This window comes from Vreelandella glaciei, from assembly GCF_013415125.1.
Lineage (GTDB): Bacteria > Pseudomonadota > Gammaproteobacteria > Pseudomonadales > Halomonadaceae > Vreelandella > Vreelandella glaciei.
On sequence record NZ_JACCDE010000005.1, the window covers coordinates 74,785 to 93,734 of the forward strand.

17 protein-coding genes are annotated in these 18,950 nt (G+C 55.5%); 2 read left to right on the top strand and 15 right to left on the bottom strand.

From position 1 onward, the window contains the following. Positions 1-19: 19 nt before the first annotated feature. The 15 genes from rnhB to rpsB form a co-directional block, all read right to left on the bottom strand. Complete coding sequence (rnhB, locus tag HZS80_RS05065; RefSeq protein ID WP_179915342.1) at positions 20-652, bottom strand: ribonuclease HII; 633 nt, start codon at positions 650-652, stop codon at positions 20-22. Beyond that, on the bottom strand, positions 642-1,814 hold the full coding sequence (gene lpxB / locus HZS80_RS05070) for a lipid-A-disaccharide synthase (protein WP_179915343.1): 1,173 nt from the start codon (positions 1,812-1,814) through the stop codon (positions 642-644). The genes rnhB and lpxB overlap by 11 nt, the downstream gene beginning before the upstream one ends. Positions 1,815-1,831: 17 nt before the next feature. Beyond that, complete coding sequence (gene lpxA / locus HZS80_RS05075) at positions 1,832-2,599, bottom strand: acyl-ACP--UDP-N-acetylglucosamine O-acyltransferase (protein WP_179915344.1); 768 nt, start codon at positions 2,597-2,599, stop codon at positions 1,832-1,834. Next, positions 2,596-3,039, bottom strand: a complete 444-nt coding sequence (gene fabZ, locus HZS80_RS05080; RefSeq protein ID WP_133730950.1) for a 3-hydroxyacyl-ACP dehydratase FabZ — start codon at positions 3,037-3,039, stop codon at positions 2,596-2,598. Before fabZ ends, lpxA begins: the two co-directional genes overlap by 4 nt. Before the next feature lie 139 nt (positions 3,040-3,178). After that, on the bottom strand, positions 3,179-4,213 hold the full coding sequence (gene lpxD, locus HZS80_RS05085) for a UDP-3-O-(3-hydroxymyristoyl)glucosamine N-acyltransferase (protein WP_179915345.1): 1,035 nt from the start codon (positions 4,211-4,213) through the stop codon (positions 3,179-3,181). Positions 4,214-4,266: 53 nt separating this feature from the next. After that, the gene (locus tag HZS80_RS05090) at positions 4,267-4,767 is read right to left on the bottom strand and encodes an OmpH/Skp family outer membrane protein (RefSeq protein WP_133731095.1); all 501 of its coding nucleotides are present in this window, start codon (positions 4,765-4,767) and stop codon (positions 4,267-4,269) included. Between the two features lie 59 nt (positions 4,768-4,826). Further along, positions 4,827-7,178 (bottom strand): outer membrane protein assembly factor BamA, encoded by a 2,352-nt coding sequence (gene bamA / locus HZS80_RS05095; RefSeq protein ID WP_374730584.1) that lies wholly within the window; start codon positions 7,176-7,178, stop codon positions 4,827-4,829. A gap of 100 nt (positions 7,179-7,278) precedes the next feature. Further along, positions 7,279-8,637: an RIP metalloprotease RseP gene (rseP, locus tag HZS80_RS05100; RefSeq protein WP_035564742.1), complete on the bottom strand. Its 1,359-nt coding sequence runs from the start codon at positions 8,635-8,637 to the stop codon at positions 7,279-7,281. Between the two features lie 47 nt (positions 8,638-8,684). Further along, positions 8,685-9,902 carry a 1-deoxy-D-xylulose-5-phosphate reductoisomerase gene (gene ispC / locus HZS80_RS05105; protein ID WP_179915346.1) on the bottom strand — a complete coding sequence of 406 codons (1,218 nt, stop codon included), beginning with the start codon at positions 9,900-9,902 and terminating at the stop codon, positions 8,685-8,687. Next, complete coding sequence (locus HZS80_RS05110) at positions 9,899-10,729, bottom strand: phosphatidate cytidylyltransferase (protein ID WP_179915347.1); 831 nt, start codon at positions 10,727-10,729, stop codon at positions 9,899-9,901. The genes ispC and HZS80_RS05110 overlap by 4 nt, the downstream gene beginning before the upstream one ends. After that, positions 10,722-11,510, bottom strand: coding sequence for a polyprenyl diphosphate synthase (uppS, locus tag HZS80_RS05115; protein WP_179915348.1), 789 nt, complete (start codon positions 11,508-11,510; stop codon positions 10,722-10,724). The genes HZS80_RS05110 and uppS overlap by 8 nt, the downstream gene beginning before the upstream one ends. A gap of 93 nt (positions 11,511-11,603) precedes the next feature. Next, complete coding sequence (gene frr, locus HZS80_RS05120) at positions 11,604-12,161, bottom strand: ribosome recycling factor (protein WP_008959876.1); 558 nt, start codon at positions 12,159-12,161, stop codon at positions 11,604-11,606. A 4-nt stretch (positions 12,162-12,165) separates the two neighbouring features. Then, positions 12,166-12,945 carry a UMP kinase gene (pyrH, locus tag HZS80_RS05125; protein ID WP_176302523.1) on the bottom strand — a complete coding sequence of 260 codons (780 nt, stop codon included), beginning with the start codon at positions 12,943-12,945 and terminating at the stop codon, positions 12,166-12,168. 178 nt (positions 12,946-13,123) lie between these two features. After that, complete coding sequence (tsf, locus tag HZS80_RS05130; RefSeq protein ID WP_179915349.1) at positions 13,124-13,993, bottom strand: translation elongation factor Ts; 870 nt, start codon at positions 13,991-13,993, stop codon at positions 13,124-13,126. Between the two features lie 228 nt (positions 13,994-14,221). Continuing rightward, a complete protein-coding gene (rpsB, locus tag HZS80_RS05135) occupies positions 14,222-14,971 on the bottom strand; it encodes a 30S ribosomal protein S2 (RefSeq protein WP_179915350.1) in 750 nt (249 codons plus the stop codon). 333 nt (positions 14,972-15,304) lie between these two features. On the opposite strand from rpsB, the gene map reads away from it, so the two are divergent. Beyond that, complete coding sequence (gene map, locus HZS80_RS05140) at positions 15,305-16,096, top strand: type I methionyl aminopeptidase (RefSeq protein ID WP_179915351.1); 792 nt, start codon at positions 15,305-15,307, stop codon at positions 16,094-16,096. Then, positions 16,096-18,771 (top strand): [protein-PII] uridylyltransferase, encoded by a 2,676-nt coding sequence (locus tag HZS80_RS05145; RefSeq protein ID WP_179915352.1) that lies wholly within the window; start codon positions 16,096-16,098, stop codon positions 18,769-18,771. Before map ends, HZS80_RS05145 begins: the two co-directional genes overlap by 1 nt. The last annotated feature ends 179 nt before the right edge of the window (positions 18,772-18,950 follow it).

Here is an 18,950-nt window from a genome sequence, read left to right on the forward strand (position 1 = left end):
TAGATGAAGAAGAAATACGTTAAAGCAGCGCCAACTGACGCTGCACCGGCGCAAAGCTACGACGATGGTCGGCCAGTGGCCCGTGAGCTGCAAGCGCCGTCAGGTGTTCTTTGGTCGGGTAGCCTTTATGGCGCGCAAAACCATACTCAGGATAGCACTCATCCAAGGCAACCATTTGGGCATCCCGGGCAACCTTGGCCAGAATCGATGCGGCGGCGATGGCCGCGTGACGCGCATCGCCCTTCACCACGGCCTGCCCAGGCAGCAGATGGCCAGGTAATTTATTGCCATCGACAAGTAGATATTCCGCCGCCGGTGCCAATGCATCAATGGCTCGACGCATGGCTAAGTGGGTAGCGTGGTAAATATTCAGTGCATCCACTTCGGCAGCGCTGGCTTCTGCCACGGCAAAGGCTAACGCCCGCTCGCGAATCTGACTGTCCAGCGCTTCACGCTTGCGCGCCGTCAATTTTTTAGAGTCGGTAAGACCGTCAATCGGCTGAGCGGGGTCAAGAATTACCGCAGCGGCTACCACACTGCCTATCAGCGGCCCACGTCCCACCTCATCAACCCCTGCCAGACGCTCACCACGGTAGGCAATTTTTAGCGGTTGAAAATCCTTGTGCTCGATCAACCAATGCTCAATTGCCATCAACAGTCTCCAGTGGCTGGCCTGCTGCTAGCTGGCTAATTGCCTCGGCGGCGCGACGGCTGGCGTTGCGCTGGAGCGTAGCGTGCATCTCGGCAAAGCGCGCTTCCAACGCATGGCGGCCTGCCTCATCTGACAGCATGGCACTAAGCTGGTCGGCAATCGCCTCGGGTGAGGCGGCCTCTTGAATCAGTTCGGGCACCAGCGTGGCCTGGGCAATCAAATTGGGCAGCGACACCCACTGGGTTTTTACCATTCGTTTAGCCAGCCAGTGGGTGGCGGGGGCCATTTTGTAGGCCACTAGCATGCTGCGGTGACACAGCATGGCTTCCAACGCGGCGGTACCCGAGGCCAGCAGTACCACATCGCTCGCCACCATGGCTTCACGGGCCTGGCCATCGAGCAACGCAGTACGCTCAGCCAGTAGCGGGTAATTAGCCAGCAGTGCGCTGATTTCCCGGCGGCGATCAGCAGTGGCCGCAGGAATCAACACCTGCAGCGCCGGGTGGCGCTGGCACAGCTGTTCGGCAGCGTTAAGAAAAGTATCACCCAAAAAGCGAATTTCATTGGCCCGGGAACCGGGCAACAGCGCCAACACTTGGCTATCAGGCGCTAGCTCCAGCGCTTGACGGGTGGCAACACGGTCATTTTCCAGCGGCATCTCGTCGGCCAGAGGATGGCCCACAAAGGCGACGGGGACACGGTGTTCGCGATAGAAGGCGGCTTCAAAAGGGAGCAGTGTTAGCATGCCGTTTACCGATTTAGCGATGCCTTTTACCCGCCCCTGGCGCCACGCCCATACGGAAGGACTCACGTAGTGGGCGGTGGTAATACCCGCTTCGCGGAGCTGGCGTTCCAGACCTAAATTGAAGTCAGGGGCATCAATACCGAGCATAATATCTGGCTGCCAGGCCAAGGCTTCGGCTTTTAGGGTTCGACGCACGCGGATCAGTTCGGGGAGGTGCTTGAGCACTTCAACCAACCCCATTACCGCGAGGGTCTCTAAAGGGAAGCGGCTCTCCATGCCTTCTGCTTGCATGCGCGGCCCACCAATACCACGAAACTCGACGTCGGGATGGCGTGCTTTCAGTTCGCGCATCAGCCCAGCACCAAGAATATCGCCAGATAGCTCTCCGGCCACGAGGTAGACGCGTTGCAGGGTCATAGGCAGATCAGCATGGGTTAGCGGGTAATGCCGCGGGTCGAACGCTCAATAGAGGCGGCAAAATGCTCGACTTCGGGTAGCTCAAAGCGGTTACGCATTTCGGCAAGTGCCTGCTCAGTGGTCAACCCTTGGCGATAGACCATCTTATAGGCGGCGGTTAAAGCATTAATCGCTTCGCGGCTAAAGCCACGGCGCTTTAAGCCCACCAGGTTAAGGCCACGTGCTTCGGCAGGGTTGCCATTAATCATGATATAGGCGGGGGTGTCTTTGGTGATAATCGAGCCTCCACCCGCCATGGCGTGATCGCCAAAATGGCAGAACTGGTGTACTGCCGCCAAACCACCCAGAATTACATGGTTGCCGACGGTGACATGCCCCGCCAAGGTGACCTGGTTGGCCAAAATACAGTCATTACCAATAACGCAGTCATGGCCGACATGAACGTAGGCCATTAACAGGTTACGCGAACCAATGGTGGTTTCACTACGATCCTGAACGGTGCCACGGTGAATGGTGGCACCTTCACGAATGACATTATCGTCACCCATCACTAAACGTGTCGGCTCGCCTGCGTATTTCTTGTCCTGGCAGTCTTCGCCTACCGAGGCGAACTGAAAGATACGCGTGCGCTCACCCAGCGTGGTGGGGCCTTTAACCACCACATGGGGGCCAATTACCGAGCCCGCGCCGATCGTGACGCCGGGGCCGATAATGCTAAAAGGGCCTACCTCAACGTCGTCGGCAAGGCGCGCCGTCGGGTCGACCAGTGCAGTAGGATGTATCAAGCCACCTTCCTCTCGGCACAAATAATTTCCGCTTCGCAGGCCAGCTCACCGTCAACCGAGGCACGGCATGCAAATTTCCAAATACCGCGTTTACCTTTAATCACGTCGGCCTCTAAGGTGAGCTTGTCACCCGGCATTACCGGGCGCTTAAAGCGCACCTTGTCACTGCCTACCAGGTAGTATACATAGCCATCGGCGGGCAGTTTATTGACCGTTTTAAAGCCGAGAATACCGCAAACTTGGGCCAGTGCTTCAATCACCAGCACACCAGGCATAATCGGGTGATGCGGAAAATGGCCGTTGAAAAACGGCTCGTTGATGCTGACATTCTTGTACGCAACGATGGATTCACCGATGGCTAGTTCCGTTACTCGATCCACCAGCAAAAAAGGGTAGCGGTGGGGCAAGTACTCGCGAATTTCATTGATATCCATAACCATCGTAGCGACCTCTAAAATAACAAAACGCCTAATGACTCTCAGGCAAATACCAGCACCCCTGCTGGCCAAAAAGCAGTGGATTATAACCTGCTGCTATTCAGCCTCAAGTCAGTGGCAGGTAAATTTCATTCAGCATAAATCAATCACGCTGTTTTTTTTCCAATCTTGCTAGGCGCTTAGCGATATCATCGAGCTGTTTAAAACGCACCGCGTTTTTACGCCACTGGGTATTGGCCATAGCGCCGGTACCTGAGGAGTAGACCCCCGGTTCATGGATTGAGTTTGTCACCAAGCTCATTCCCGTCACCTGAACGCCATCGCAAATCGTTAGATGGCCGGACAAACCAACGCCGCCACCCAGCATGCAGTGTTTACCGACCTTGGTAGAGCCGGCAATGCCCACACAGCCCGCTAAGGCGCTGTGATCGCCAATGATGACGTTATGAGCAATTTGTACCTGACTATCGATTTTGACGTCATCACCAATCACCGTATCACCCAGTGCGCCCCGATCGATGCTGGAGCAACTGCCCACCTCAACGTCATCGCCCAGCACAACGCCTCCCAGCTGGGCAATTTTATGCCAGCCAGCACCGTCGTGGGCAAAACCAAATCCGTCACCGCCGATAACACAACCACTTTGCAGGATGACTCGCTTACCTACCACCACACCATGACACACCGTGACATTGGCATGCAGTCGTGTTGCTTCGCCGATAATGCTGTCGGCCCCAACCACGCTCCCTGCTCCAATCGCTACGCGGTCGCCCAGCACCACACCCGCTTCAATCACAGCGTGAGCCTGAATACAGACATCGGCGCCTATCTGAGCATCTTCCGCTACGACTGCGGTAGGGTGAATACCAACAATATCGCGGGCGGGCAATGGGTCAAACAGCTGCGATAGCTTGGCATAGCCTAGGTAAGGATTATCAATTTCCAGACGCGCTACCGGGCAGTGTTTACCGTGCTCAGGGTGCAGTAATACAGCGGCCGCCTTGGTCGTCGCCAGATCTTTCAGATAGGCGCGATTGGCCAGAAAAGCGACTTGATCCGGCTGCGCTTCTTTTAACGTCGCCAAGCCACGTATCGGCTGCTGGGCGTTGCCGCTAACGGCAATGTCCAATTGGCGCGCAATGTCTGCGAGGGTTAGGTGATGAGAAGCGTGCGTCATGGGAGCCCAGGGAAGCTTTGGTGTGGTCAAGCCACACCAATCATCGTTTAAATTTAGTTCAGGGTATCAAAAATCTGCGTGACTTCGTCGGTCACATTGGGCAGATCCACACCTGAGTGCAGTACGCCCTGGGGCTCAACCAGTACATCAATACCGTGGCGTTCCAGTACCTGTGCGACGGCTTGCTCCAACTTCGGTTCAGCGCTTTCTAAAAACTGCTGCTCAGAGCTCTGCTGGGCCTGCATGACTTCCCGGCGAAGCTGCTCAAAACGACTGCCCTTCTCTTGTAGTTCGCTAATCAGCGACTCACGCTGAGACTGGGCCATGGTTTCGCCTTCGTTCTGCAAACGCTGCTGTAATTGCTGTAGCTCATTACCCAGGTTCTGTGCTTCACGCTGCTGATTGCCGATCTGCCCTTCCAGAGTACTCATTGAGGCCTGTGCCGACTGGGTATTCATCAATGCTGCTCGCCAGTCTAATACCGCTACTTCTGCCGCATGAGCGGGCAAAATCATCGCGCCCAACAGGCATACCACCGCTGTTAGTCTACGCATCATGTTATCTCCTTAGGTCACGCCAGCCGCGCGCCGCCATGGCACGCGGTCTAGCAAAATTAGAACGATTGGCCGAGTGAGAACTGGAAGAATTGGGTATCGTCACCGCTCTCATCGTTCAATGGTTCGGCAACGCTGAAGGTCAGCGGCCCCACCGGCGTTAGCCAAGAAAGGCCGATACCGGCACTGTAGCGCAAATCGCCTAGATCAACGCCGGAGTTGCACTGCTGACGTCCTGCGTCTTCTGCAAGCACATCGTAGCAAGAGGTCAGGAAGGTATTACCGCCATCCAGGAATAGCGATGTTTGCAGCGCACGCTGATCTTCAACAAAGGGCAGCGGGAAAATGATCTCGGCGCTACCTTCTACTGAAACGTTACCGCCCAGGGTGCGGTCACGGCCGCCTTCTGTTGCTGGCGTAGTGCGCTGCCCAAGCGTATTCGAGGTGAAGCCACGTACCGAGCCTAGACCGCCGGCGTAGAAGTTTTCATAGAAGGGGTAAGGATCGTTGCCGCCCAGCGTATCGGCATAGCCGACGTTGCCGGTAAATTTGAACGCCCAGGACTCGTCATCGTTAATCGGGAAGAGCTGTTGAGCTCGCGCGCGCAGCTTGTAGTACTCCGAATCACTGCCCGGCACGCCGGTTTCCAGCGACAGGCGCTGATAGCTGCCATCGGTAGGCATAATACCGCGGTTAAGATTATTGCGTGTCCAGCTGGCGGTCAGCTTCAGGCTTTGCGCATCTTCGCCCTGATCTTCCACGTAGCGACGAATTTCTGAGGCCGTGTCGAAGTAGGTTTTCACCGTTAGGTCTTCAACGCTGGCCCCAAAGTTAAGCCGCGACAGCTCACTGACGGGATAACCAAAGTTAATCCCTGCACCGTAGGCATCTGTCGAGAACGTCGAAATATCCGAATCGGCATAGTCGGTTTCGCGGTAGAACAGGTTATAGCCGCGGGAAATACCATCCAAGGTCCAGTAAGGATCTGTGAAGCCAAAGTTAACGCTGGTGAAAGTGTCGCTGCGCTGAGCACCTACGTTGACGCGATTGCCCGTACCCAGGAAGTTATTCTGCGACAGCCCTACCCCGTAAATAACCCCGGCACTCTGGGAGAAACCAACGCTTGCCGAGACCGAGCCTGAAGGCTGCTCTTCGACATTATAAGTAACGTCGAGCAAATCCGGCTCACCGGGCACAGGCTGAGTATCCACCTCTACTTGGCTAAAGAAGCCCAGGCGTTCAAGACGCTGACGCGATTGCGTAATGGCGTCGGTGGAAGCGGGTGCGCCCTCCAACTGAATCATTTCACGTCGCAGCACTTCATCCTGGGTAGTGGTATTACCGTAGAACTCGATACGGCGAACGTAGGCACGTTCACCGGGATTGACGGCAATCACCAGATCGACCGTTTCCCCGTCCTCTGCCATTTCAGGCACGCCTTGAATATCAGCAAATGCGAAGCCTTCGGCACCCAAACGCTGGCGCAAGGCTTCGGTGGAGGCATTCACATCGCCGCGGGAGAAAATCTCTCCCTCTTTAACGGTGAGCAGCTGGCGAGCTTCGTTCTCGCTGATCTGTAGGTCACCCGCGAAACGAATATCACCTACCCGGTACTGGGCGCCTTCATCGACGTTGAGGGTGATAAAGATTTCGGATTTTTCCGGGCCAATCGACACCTGGGTCGAGGTGACATCGAAGTTGACGTAGCCGCGATCGAGGTAGAACGAACGTAGCCGCTCAATATCACCGGCAAGCGCTTCACGGGAGTACTCATCGCTTGAGAACCAGCCGAAAAGGCGTCCTGGCCGATCATTGAGCTCAAACACCTCGCGCAGCGTTTCGTCATCAAAAGCTTCGTTACCAACGATATTGATTTGACGAATCTTAGCGACTTCGCCTTCGTTGATATTGATATTGACCTGTACCCGCCCCTCATCAACCTCTTCAACTTCGGTATCGATGCTGGCGCTGTAGCGGCCCTGTGACTGGTAAACGCCTTCCAGTTCACGCTGAATCTCTTCCAGCGTGGAAAGCTCCAGTACCTGGCCTTCCGAGAGCCCTGATTCACGCAAACCATTGCGCAAATCTTCTTCGGAGATCTGATCGTTGCCACTGATCTGTAGTCGGGCAATGGTCGGGCGCTCGACGACCTGAATAACCAGTACATCACCCTCGCGTGCCAAGGAGACGTCGTCAAAGAGCCCTGTGGCAAATAAGTCACGGGCAGCGGCGGCCAACTGCGCCTCACTGACACGCTCATTGGCGCTCACCGGAAATGCATTGAAGACCGAGGCGGCGGATACCCGCTGCAGTCCTTCCACTCGAATGTCAGAAACATCAAAGGATTGTGCTTGGGCGCCGCTGGCGCCTGCCAGCAAGAGTGCCGCCATTCCAAGGGTCTTGATTTTCATGCAGTCAATTCGCTCGCGTTGGTCTGCCGTTCATTCCAGAAAGGCACCATATACATTTGTGCAGGCAGATGACAAGGCATCCTGCGCGCTACACGCGTCATTACCACAGGCGCATCAGATCAAAATAGAGGGCCATCAACATCAGGGTGCCGACCATGGCAAGCCCAATGCGCAATCCTACAGCTTGTGTTTTTTCAGATACTGGTCGTCCACGCACGACCTCCATAAAATAATAAAGCAAGTGACCACCATCGAGCACCGGGATAGGCAGTAAGTTAAGCACCCCAAGACTGATAGAAAGATACGCTAGAAAGCCAATAAACGCTTCTATCCCAGCACGAGCCGAATCGCCAGAGATCTGAGCAATAGTAATGGGCCCCGAGAGATTGGAAGGCGAAATAAGCCCCACCAACATCTTTCGAATGGCGTCAACGGTCAGTAACGTCATCTCACCGGTACGTGATAACGCTTGGCCTACCGCTTCGATAGGACCATAGCGAATCTCACGCTGAAACGCAGCCGGCCACTCAACTTGCTCGGCACCAGCACCGATATAACCAATTTCCACCCCAGTATCTAAGCTGTTACGCCCGGGCGTTAAATCTACGGTTGCTCGCTCGCCATCACGCTCGTAGGTGAGCTCCAGCGTTTCGTTAGGATTACCTCGCACAATATTAACGAAGTGCATCCAATCATCCACTGGCTCGCCGTTAATGGCGACCATGGTGTCGCCAGCCATGAGGCCCGCTTGTTCGGCGGCCTCCCCACTGACGACTTGGCCCAAAATAGCCGGAAATTCTGGCTGCCAAGGCGTAATACCCAATGTTTGCAGCGGCTGGGGCGGATCTTGGCGCACCAAAAAATCGGTAACAGGTAGTTCAAAGCGCTGTATGTCAGTGGCACCCTCAGAACGTGCGTCGATAGCCAACTCACCACTGAAGCCAATAATAGACACTAGCTTCAGATTAACATCTTCCCAAGAGCGCATTTCATCGCCCTGAATGGCAATAATCTCATCGCCATTGGCAAGCCCGGCCTCGGCGGCTGGCGAGTCAGGCACGATGCTGCCCACCATCGGCGAAACCACCGTGGTACCCGCCACAAACAGTGCCCAGTAGGCAACAATCGCCAGCAGAAAGTTAGCGATTGGCCCCGCGGCTACAATAGCAATGCGCTGCCATACAGTCTTACGATTAAATGCCTGGTCGAGTTGATCTTCGGGTACCGGCGCCTCACGCTCATCGAGCATTTTGACATAGCCGCCCAGCGGAATAGCGGCTATCGCATATTCCGTGCCTTGACGGTCAACACGAGACCATAGCGGCTTGCCAAACCCTACCGAAAAACGCAGTACTTTGACGCCACAGCGTCTCGCCACCCAAAAGTGGCCAAACTCATGGAAGGTTACCAACAGGCCCAGCACCACAATGACCGCTAAAATATTCTGTATCAGGCCCACACTGCACTCCTTAACGACCCGCGCTTAACGACCAGCCCAGCGAATGCTTAAGCGGACCACCTTGTTACCAGTTCCAACGCCTGTTGTCGCGCCCATTGATCGGTTGCTAAAACGCTTTCAAGGCTGTCGACCCGGCCTTCATAGGGGCGCGATAAGACCTCGGCCACCAGTTGTCCAATCGCCGTAAAACTGAGCTTACGCTGTAGAAAAGCATCAACCGCTATTTCATTAGCCGCGTTCAGTACTACTGGCGCCATACCACCCTGCTGCATCGCTTCACGGGCAAGTCCCAAACACGGGAAACGAAATTCATCAGGTGCTTCAAAATCTAGCCGCGCCACCTGAAAAAGATCCAGCGTTTCGACCCCAGCATCAATACGTTCAGGCCACGCTAACCCATAGGCGATGGGCGTGCGCATATCGGGATTACCTAGCTGCGCAATCACCGAGCCATCATGATACGCCGCCATGGAGTGAATCACGCTTTGTGGGTGCACCACCACCTGGATCTGCTCAGGCGTCGCATCAAACAGCCAGCAAGCTTCAATGAGTTCTAGCCCTTTGTTCATCAGCGTGGCGCTATCAACGGAGATTTTACGCCCCATTGACCAGTTTGGATGAGCGCAGGCTTGCTCGGGTGTGACGTTATTAATATCAGCCTGGCTCCAGGTACGAAACGGCCCGCCGGAGGCCGTCAGCAGCAGTTGGCTAATGCCGTGGCGCGCCAAGCCGCCGCGATGCTCTGCAGGTAGACACTGGTAAATGGCATTATGTTCGGAATCAATCGGTAATAGCGTCGCACCCGAACGCAAAACAGCGTCCATAAACAGTGCGCCGCTCATCACCAGTGCCTCTTTATTGGCCAGCAACACGCGTTTGCCCGCTTCGGCGGCGGCCAGTGCAGGCAGCAAGCCTGCGGCACCCACGATAGCCGCCATCACGCAATCTACACTAGCGTCACGGGCAACCTCACACAGCGCCTCTCGCCCCGCGTTCACTTCGGTTGGCAGGCCTGCAAGTTTGAGCTCTTGGCGTAGCCAAGCAGCATCAACATCATCATCCAGCACGGCCACTGCAGGACGGTGCGTTAAACACTGAGCTAACAGGGACTCTTTTGAAGTATGCGCGGTAAGCGCATGGACGCTATAGCGGTCGGGATGACGACCAATCACATCCAGCGTGCTAGTGCCGATGGATCCTGTTGATCCAAGCACCGTCACACGCTGCGTAGGTGGTTTAGTTTGCGGATGCTGCCGTTGACTCATAGCGACTGCCCCTGAACCAGCATCGGCATAAGCACTTCAAGATAAAACAGCGCAAATAGCGGAATCGCCGCCGTCAGACTATCAATGCGATCCATCACCCCGCCGTGGCCTGGCAGCAGCTGGCTTGAATCTTTGATATTGCGGTGACGTTTGAGCATGCTCTCCAGCAGATCCCCAAGCACAGAGGTCAATGTGACGACTGCTGTCACGAGGATAAGCATGAGGCTACTGGCCATACCCAGTGAAAGCCACACGGCAAACACAATGGCCAGCATAGCCGTTGCTGCTAAACCGCCGTACACGCCCTCCCAGGATTTGCCTGGGCTTACATTAGGCGCTAGCTTGCGCTTGCCCCAGTTGCGGCCCACAAAGTAGGCGCCGATATCAGCACACCACACCAGCAACAGCACAAACAACAGCCACGTCATACCGCTCTCACGCAGCACGTTAAAACCGACCCAGCAAGGCAATAGCACCCACAAGCCCATCACCAATCGTCGCGGGGTAGCTTGCCATTGCTGACCAGCGGCAGGGTAGCGGGTAACCCAATAAAGATTTATCAGCCAGCCTGCTGCGGCCAGCCAAAGCGGCCATGCCGAGGTTGCGGCATCTATTAGCCACATCACCAGCATTAACGCGGCCATCACGACCACTAACTGAGCACGCTGCGCTGTGCGGGTGATACCGGCTAAATTGGCCCACTCCCAGGTGCCGAGTAGCACAATCAGCGCCGTAAACAGCGCAAAGGCGCCACCGTCCAATCCAAACAGGCCAGCTAGCACCAGCGGCGCTAGCCAGGCTGCGGTGATAATCCGCTGTTTAAGCACCTTGCGCCTCTATTTGTTCATCCGTCATCCCAAAGCGACGACGGCGCTGACAGAAGTCGTTTAATGCCCCATCGAATGCATCAGCACCGAAATCAGGCCATAGCAGCGGTGAAAAATGCAGCTCGGCATAGGCCATTTGCCAAAGCATAAAATTAGATAGTCGCTGCTCACCACTGGTGCGAATACACAGATCGATGGGCGGCACATTATCAACCCCCATCGCTTTATCAAAGCAGACCTCGTCAATATCCGAGGGCGCTAAATCGCCTGCCGCGACTTGCTCGGCCAGGGAGCGCGCCGCGCGGGCGATGTCCCATTGGCCACCATAGTTAGCGGCAATCACCAAGTGCATGCCGGTATTCTGTGCAGTTAACACTTCAGCACGCTGAATATGCTTTTGTATCGCATGGGAGAAACCACGCTGTTCACCAATAATCGAGAGGCGAACATTGCGCTCGTTGAGCTTTTTGACTTCACGCTTGAGCGCCATCAAAAACAGCTCCATCAAGGCATTAACTTCTGCGGCGGGGCGCTTCCAGTTTTCGCTGGAGAAGGCAAACAGACTCAGCGTTTTCACCTCGCGCTCGGCGGCCCGCTGTATCACTGCACGCACCGTTTCTACCCCCGCGCGGTGCCCACGTACGCCTGAAAGCCCACGCGCGCGCGCCCAGCGATTATTGCCATCCATAATGATAGCAACGTGTGCCGGCGGCGCCTCCCCGGCCTGAGAAAGTGCACCGGTCTCGTCCTGCTGTTCTTCAGGAAACTGCGGTGACGTCATGGTTTCTCGCACCAAAGATCAGTCATAAAAAAACCAGCCAGAGTGTGGCAAAACGGGCAGCATAAGCTGCCCGTGGCTGCATAAAACACAGGTTTATACCTGCATCAAATCCTGCTCTTTTGCAGTCAGCGCTTTATCGATCTCAGCGATATACTTGTCGGTCAGCTTTTGGATGGCGTCTTCGCCTTCACGCTGATCATCTTCGGTAATGTCTTTATCTTTCAATAACGACTTAAAATCACCGTTGGCATCACGACGTACATTGCGCACCGCAACGCGAGCATTTTCGGCTTCGCTACGTGCTTGCTTAATGTAACCTTTGCGGGTTTCTTCGGTGAGCATCGGCATCGGCACCCGAATCACCGTACCGGCGCTGGCCGGGTTCAAGCCAAGGTCAGAGGTCATGATGGCCTTTTCAATTTTCGGCACCATGCCCTGCTCCCACGGTACAATACTCAGCGTGCGAGCATCTTCAACGTTAACCGACGCCACTTGGCTAAGCGGCACCTGGCTGCCGTAATACTCCACCGTAACGGCGTCTAAAATACTCGGGTGAGCACGGCCGGTACGAATCTTGTTGAAGTTACTATTCAGCGCCTCAACGCTTTTTTTCATGCGCGATTCGGCATCTTTCTTAATATCGTTAATCACGTCATTAACCTCTGTATATCAGCGTGCCTTCCTTGCCCCCTACAACCATATTCAGTAGAGCACCAGGCTTATTCATATCAAATACCCGCACCGGCATATTATGGTCACGTACCAGGCAGATTGCGGTCAAATCCATCACGCCCAACTTTTGATCCAAGGCGTCATCGTAAGAGAGCTGGTCATACTTCACAGCATCTGGGTGTTTTACCGGGTCTTTATTGTAGACGCCATCCACTTTGGTCGCTTTAATGACCACATCTGCGTCCACTTCAATGCCGCGTAAGCAAGCAGCCGAATCGGTGGTGAAGAAGGGATTACCCGTCCCTGCAGAGAACAGCACTACGTCCCCGGAGGTTAAATAACGAATAGCGGTTCGGCGGTCATAATGCTCTACCACACCGCTCATCGGGATAGCAGACATCACCCGCGAACGGATATTAGAGCGCTCTAAGGCGTCGCGCATAGCCAACGCGTTCATCACGGTGGCTAACATGCCCATGTGGTCACCCGTGACGCGATCCATACCGGCTTCATTGAGCGCCGCGCCGCGGAACAAGTTACCACCGCCAATCACGATACCGACTTGCACCCCAATGCCGACTAGCTGACCTATTTCCAGCGCCATGCGGTCAAGCACCTTGGGGTCAATCCCAAAATCGTGTTCACCCATCAACGCTTCGCCAGAAAGCTTGAGCAAAATACGTTTGTATTTTGACTTCGAACTCTCAGCAGTGCCTTTGCTGGGTGCTACGTGGGGGGTAGGCTCTTGAACATCACGTGACATGGCATCTCTCCTGAGGCAGACCTGAACACAGGCAGGCGGTGCAGCCCCTATGTATAAAACTGATAACGTATAAAACCGATAAAAAAGAGCCGGTCATACTAGCATCAATTATACAGAGGCCGGATACGCGAAGGCGTGCGCTCGCGCGCACGCCATCTTCTTTCTGAAACCTCTGACCTCAGCGACGGCCAGCCTGTTCCATAACTTCTTTAGCAAAGTCGACTTCTTCTTTCTCGATGCCTTCGCCAACTTCAAAGCGCGTAAAGCCAACCACTTCGCCGCCTGCCGCTTTGACGAACTCAGCAACGGTTTGGTTCGGGTCTTTAACAAACGGCTGTTCGGTTAGGCTGTTTTCCGCCAGGTACTTTTTCAAGCGACCCTGGACCATCTTCTCAGCGATCTGCTCCGGTTTACCGGCCATATCCGGCTGCGCCAGAATAATCGCTTTTTCCTGATCCAGCTGCTCTTGGGGCATATCAGCAGGGTGCGCAACCGCAGGATTGATCGCGGCTACGTGCATCGCAACGTCTTTAGCGACTTGCGAAGTGCCACCGGTCAGTACGGTTAGAACGCCAATGCGGCCACCGTGGACGTATTCACCTACTAAACCACTGTCTGCAGCGTTAACAACCACGGCACGACGTACGCCGATGTTTTCACCGATTTTCTGAACCAACTGCTCACGAGCAGTTTCCAGCTCGCCCGCCATAACAGCGGCGACATCTTCACTTTTCGCAGTGAAGAAAGCACCGGCGATCTTGTCGGCAAACGTGATGAAGTTGTCATCACGAGCAACAAAGTCAGTCTCGGAGTTGATTTCGACCATTACGCCGTAGCTGCCGTCTTCCGCTACACGCGTTACCACAACACCTTCGGCGGCGATGCGGTCGGCTTTCTTAGCCGCTTTTAGACCTGAGTTTTTGCGCAGGTTTTCAATCGCAACTTCGATGTCGCCGTCGGATTCGGTGAGTGCTTTTTTACACTCCATCATGCCGAGACCGGTACGTTCGCGAAGTTCCTTGACCTGAGAGGCGCTGATAGCTGCCATGAGAATTCACCTCTGAAATGGTTCTATGAGAGTTAAACGCAACACAGAGTATAGGCATGATAAATGACCATCATGTATCACACTGCCCTATGTCTCTCTGTATTACGGGGCCGGTATTGAGCGCCGGCAAATTCGTCCGCTCAGACAGTTCATCTGTCGCGGGAAAAAGGGGGCATAGCCCCCTTTATCTTGATGCGGCACATCTGCTTACCGCACCCACTGCTGCGATTACTCGGCGGCAGTCTTGTCTTCAGCTGCAGCGGCCTCTTCGGTCACTTCAACAAACTCTTGCGCGTTGCCTTCTTTGGCACGACCACACGCATCCGCAATCGCTTTAACGTAAATCTGGATAGCGCGAATGGAGTCATCGTTGCCTGGGATTACGTAATCAACGCCATCGGGGTTGGAGTTAGTGTCCACCACGCCGATAACCGGGATACCCAGCTTGTTGGCTTCGTTGATCGCGATACGCTCGTGGTCAACGTCGATCACGAACAGTGCGTCCGGCAGGCCGCCCATGTTCTTGATACCGCCGATAGAACGCTCAAGCTTTTCTTGCTCGCGAGTTGCAACCAAAACTTCTTTCTTGGTCAGCTTCTCGAACGTGCCGTCTTCGCGCATGGTTTCAAGATCGCGCAGACGCTTAATCGACTGACGGATGGTCTTGAAGTTAGTCAACATGCCGCCCAACCAGCGATGGTTGACGAAGTGCTGACCTGCACGGTTTGCTTCTTCTTTAATTACCTTGCTAGCGCTGCGCTTGGTGCCAACAAACAAAATTTTGTTGTTGGATGCCGCCATCTTCTCGACCACATCGATCGCTTCATTCAGCGCCGGAAGGGTGTGCTCAAGGTTGATGATGTGAATCTTGTTGCGCGCGCCGAAGATAAACTTGCTCATCTTCGGGTTCCAGTACTTGGTCTGGTGACCAAAGTGAGCGCCTGCTTTCAGCAGGTCACGCATATTAACGTGAGACATGGTAAAACTCCTCAAACTCGGGTTAGGCCTCCACGCACCCCATGGATCCGACCGTTGACTGCGTAAAACGCTGCCAGCGGCACCCGGGACCATGTGCCGGTGCATGTGTGTTTTTAAGGCTTGATAGTAAGCAGTGTGCCCTTTAACGGGCTCGCTGCGGATTCATCGCCCTGCCCTACTGCCGTCTTTCCCAGCCAAGAAGCTCGGAATCACGATTGCAGGAAAGCGCGCGGCTTTATACCATAGATCATTGCCAAGATGAAGTCGCACCCCGTTTGACGGTCTTAAATTGCGCCATTCAATTTTTCCATTCTGAATTCATATCGAGTATTCATGAACGTTCCTATCAAGACGCCTTCTGAAATCGAACACATGCGCGAAGCCGGGCGCCAAGCGGCTAGCGTTATCGAAATGATCACCCCTCATGTCCAGGTAGGGGTCAGTACGGGGGAAATCGACCGTCTTTGCCACGACTATATCGTTAACGAACTGGGGTCGGCCCCGGCACCGCTGAACTACCACGGCTTTCCCAAGGCAACCTGCACCTCCATTAATCATGTGGTGTGCCACGGCATTCCTGACGATGCCAAGAAGCTCAAAAACGGCGACATCATGAACCTGGATATCACCGTCAAGACCAAGGACGGCTACCACGGCGACTCCAGCGTGATGTTTGTGGTCGGCGAGACTATTCAGGGCGAACGGCTGTGCCGCATCACCCAGGAGTGCCTGTACAAGAGCATTGAACTGGTGAAACCTGGCGTACGCCTTTCCGAACTGGCTCGAGTGATCCAAAAGCACGCCGAAGAGCACGGTTACTCGGTGGTGCGCGACTTCTGCGGCCATGGTATCGGTGCTGATTTCCATGAGGAGCCGCAGTTTTTGCACTACGACGGCTACGCGCCGGACGCCGACATCAAGCTTGCTGCCGGTATGTGCTTCACCATCGAACCGATGATTAATGTCGGTGACTATAAAACCAAGGTACTGCGCGATGGCTGGACCGCCGTCACCAAGGACCGCAGTCTCTCCGCCCAGTGGGAACACACGCTACTGGTCACTGAATCCGGTGTTGAAGTGCTGACCGCGCGTCGCGACGAAGACTTCAGTTTTTTGAACAACTGATGCTTCTTCACCACTACCGGTTTGAACCGGACACCTCGCTTTTCGATTTAGACCTGTTTCGCACCGAGCTTGCAGGCTCGCGCTCCCCGGTCGCCCCTTTCAAAGCCGCGCTGCGCGAACTGCAGGCACGCTTCGATGACCAGTTTCGCGCCGGAGCGGATATCCGTGATCTGGTGCGCGGCCGCGCTTGGTATCTTGACCAGCTACTCGCTATTGCCTGGGCGCAGCATGAGTGGCCCGATGATGGCATCGCGCTGGTCGCAGTTGGCGGCTATGGCCGGGGCGAGCTGCACCCACACTCCGACATTGACCTGCTGCTGTTGCTAAAGCAGGACGACGACACCGCCTACCGTGAACCGCTCACCGCCTTTATCACGTTTTTGTGGGATATTGGCCTGGAGATCGGGCACAGCGTGCGCTCGCTCAACGACTGCGAACGGGAAGCCGAAGCGGACGTGACCGTGATTACCAACCTGCTCGAATCACGTTTGATCGCGGGGCCGGAGGCATTGCGTGAATCCATGCGCGAGCGCCTCAGCGCCGAGCACATTTGGCCCGCCGACCGCTTCTTTGAGGCCAAGTGGCAGGAGCAGATCTCCCGCCACTACCGTTACAACAACTCTGAGTACCACCTGGAGCCAAATCTCAAAAGTTCCCCCGGTGGGTTGCGCGATATTCAGATGATCGGCTGGGTAGCCAAACGCCACTTTGGCACCGAACAGTACACCGACATCGTCGCTAACGGCTTTATGAATGACGCCGAACTGCGCATTTTGAGCCAGGGGCAGGCATTTTTATGGCAAGTGCGCTACGCCCTGCATATGCTCACCGACCGCGCCGAAGACCGCCTGCTGTTTGACCATCAGCGCACGATTGCCGAGATGTTTGGCTTCCGCGATACGCCTGAGCGCCTCGCGGTCGAGCAGTTTATGAAGCGCTACTACCGCCACGTCACCGCGCTCGCGGGCCTTAACGATATGCTGCTGCAGCATTTCGACGAAGTGATTTTGCGCGGCAAAGAGGCACTGGAAACCGTCAAGCTGAATGAGCGCTTCGAGACCAAAGGCGGCTATATTCAGGTTCGCTCACGCAACCTGTTCCGCGAACGGCCTGCCGCCATGCTCGAGCTGTTTTTGCTGATGGCCAAGCACCCCGAAATTGAAGGGGTACGCGCCGACACCATCCGGCTGATCCGCGATCACCGCCACCAGATTGACGACCACTACCGGGAAGACCCGCGCCACCAGCGGCTGTTTATGGCCATTATGCGCGCCCCAGGCAACGTACCGCGCCAGTTGCGGCGTATGAACCGCTACGGCATTTTGGGCAAGTACCTGCCCGAGTTTGGCCGTGCCGTGGGGCTGATGCAGCACGACCTGTTTCATATCTATACCGTTGACGCCCACACTCTGCGGCTGCTCAAGTTTCTGCACGGTTTCCGTAAGCCGGAAGCGAAAGGCGACTTTCCCGTGGCGGCAGCGCTCATGCAGCAGCTTCCCAAGCTGGACCTACTGTGGATTGCCGGGCTATTTCACGATATCGGCAAGGGCCGTGGCGGCGACCACTCGGAAATTGGCGCCCGGGACGTAGAACAGTTCTGCCAGCGGCATCACGTCTCGCCTCACGATACAAACCTGGTCAGCTGGCTGGTGGAGCACCACCTGCTGATGTCGATGACCGCACAAAAGCGCGATATCAGCGACCCCGATGTGATTCGCGACTTTGCCCTGGTGGTGCGTAATGAAACCCGCCTGGATTACCTTTATGTGCTCACCGTTGCCGATATCAACGCGACCAACCCAACGCTGTGGAACGGCTGGCGGGCGACACTGCTGCGCCAACTGCATGCTGAGACCAAGCGCGCTTTGCGCCGTGGCCTGAACAACCCCCCTGACAGAGATGACTGGGTACGCGAAACACGCACCGAAGCGCGCTCGCTGCTACAAACTATCGGGATTAATCGGGCCCAAATCGATCAGCTCTGGGAATCGTTAGGAGAGGACTACTTTCTCCAGTATGCGCCCAGCGAGATTGTCTGGCAGACCCAAGGCATCCTCAATCACAACCAGTCGCCGCTGCCGCTGGTACTGATCAGCGCGCCCACCGCCGACATGGCCGAAGGCGGCACCAAGGTGTTTATCCACACTCGCTCGGTGGATGACCTGTTCGCCGCAACGGCAGCCGCCATGGAGCAGCTGGGTCTGTCGATCCACGACGCACGCATCGCCACTTCCCACAACGACTGGACGCTGAATACCTTTATTGTGCTCGATAGTCACGGCCAGCCCATTCGTGACCCGAACCACATCGAAGAGATGCGCCAGCACTTGGTCGAAGAGCTGGATGACCCCGACGACTACCCCACTATCGTGACACGTCACACGCCGCGCCAGCTCAAGCATTTCAAGGTACCCACGGAAGTGTTGATTGAGCAGGACCCGGCCAACGAACGCACGCTGCTGGAGCTAACCGCCCCCGACCGCCCCGGCCTGTTGGCTCGCGTGGGTCGAATCTTTATGGAGCAGGATATTTCCCTTTCAGCGGCGAAAATCGCCACCCTCGGCGAGCGGGTGGAAGACGTCTTTTTCATTACCACCAAGGCTGGCGAACCACTGACCGACCCTGAACGCCAACAGCAGCTACGCGAGCGGCTGATTGAAGTGTTAGGGGTTTAAAAGGTAATACACCGAACCCCGAGGCTGACGCAGAGATTGTAGTGCCAAGCCTGGGGGCGAGGGTAGGTTTCCGCGAGGGCGCTGTGAACCCCTCCATGGGCGCTACTTTCGCCATCCATGGCGAAAGACCCTCGCTCCAACCTACCCTCGCTCCCGTCTATCAGGTGTCTGTAAAAGCA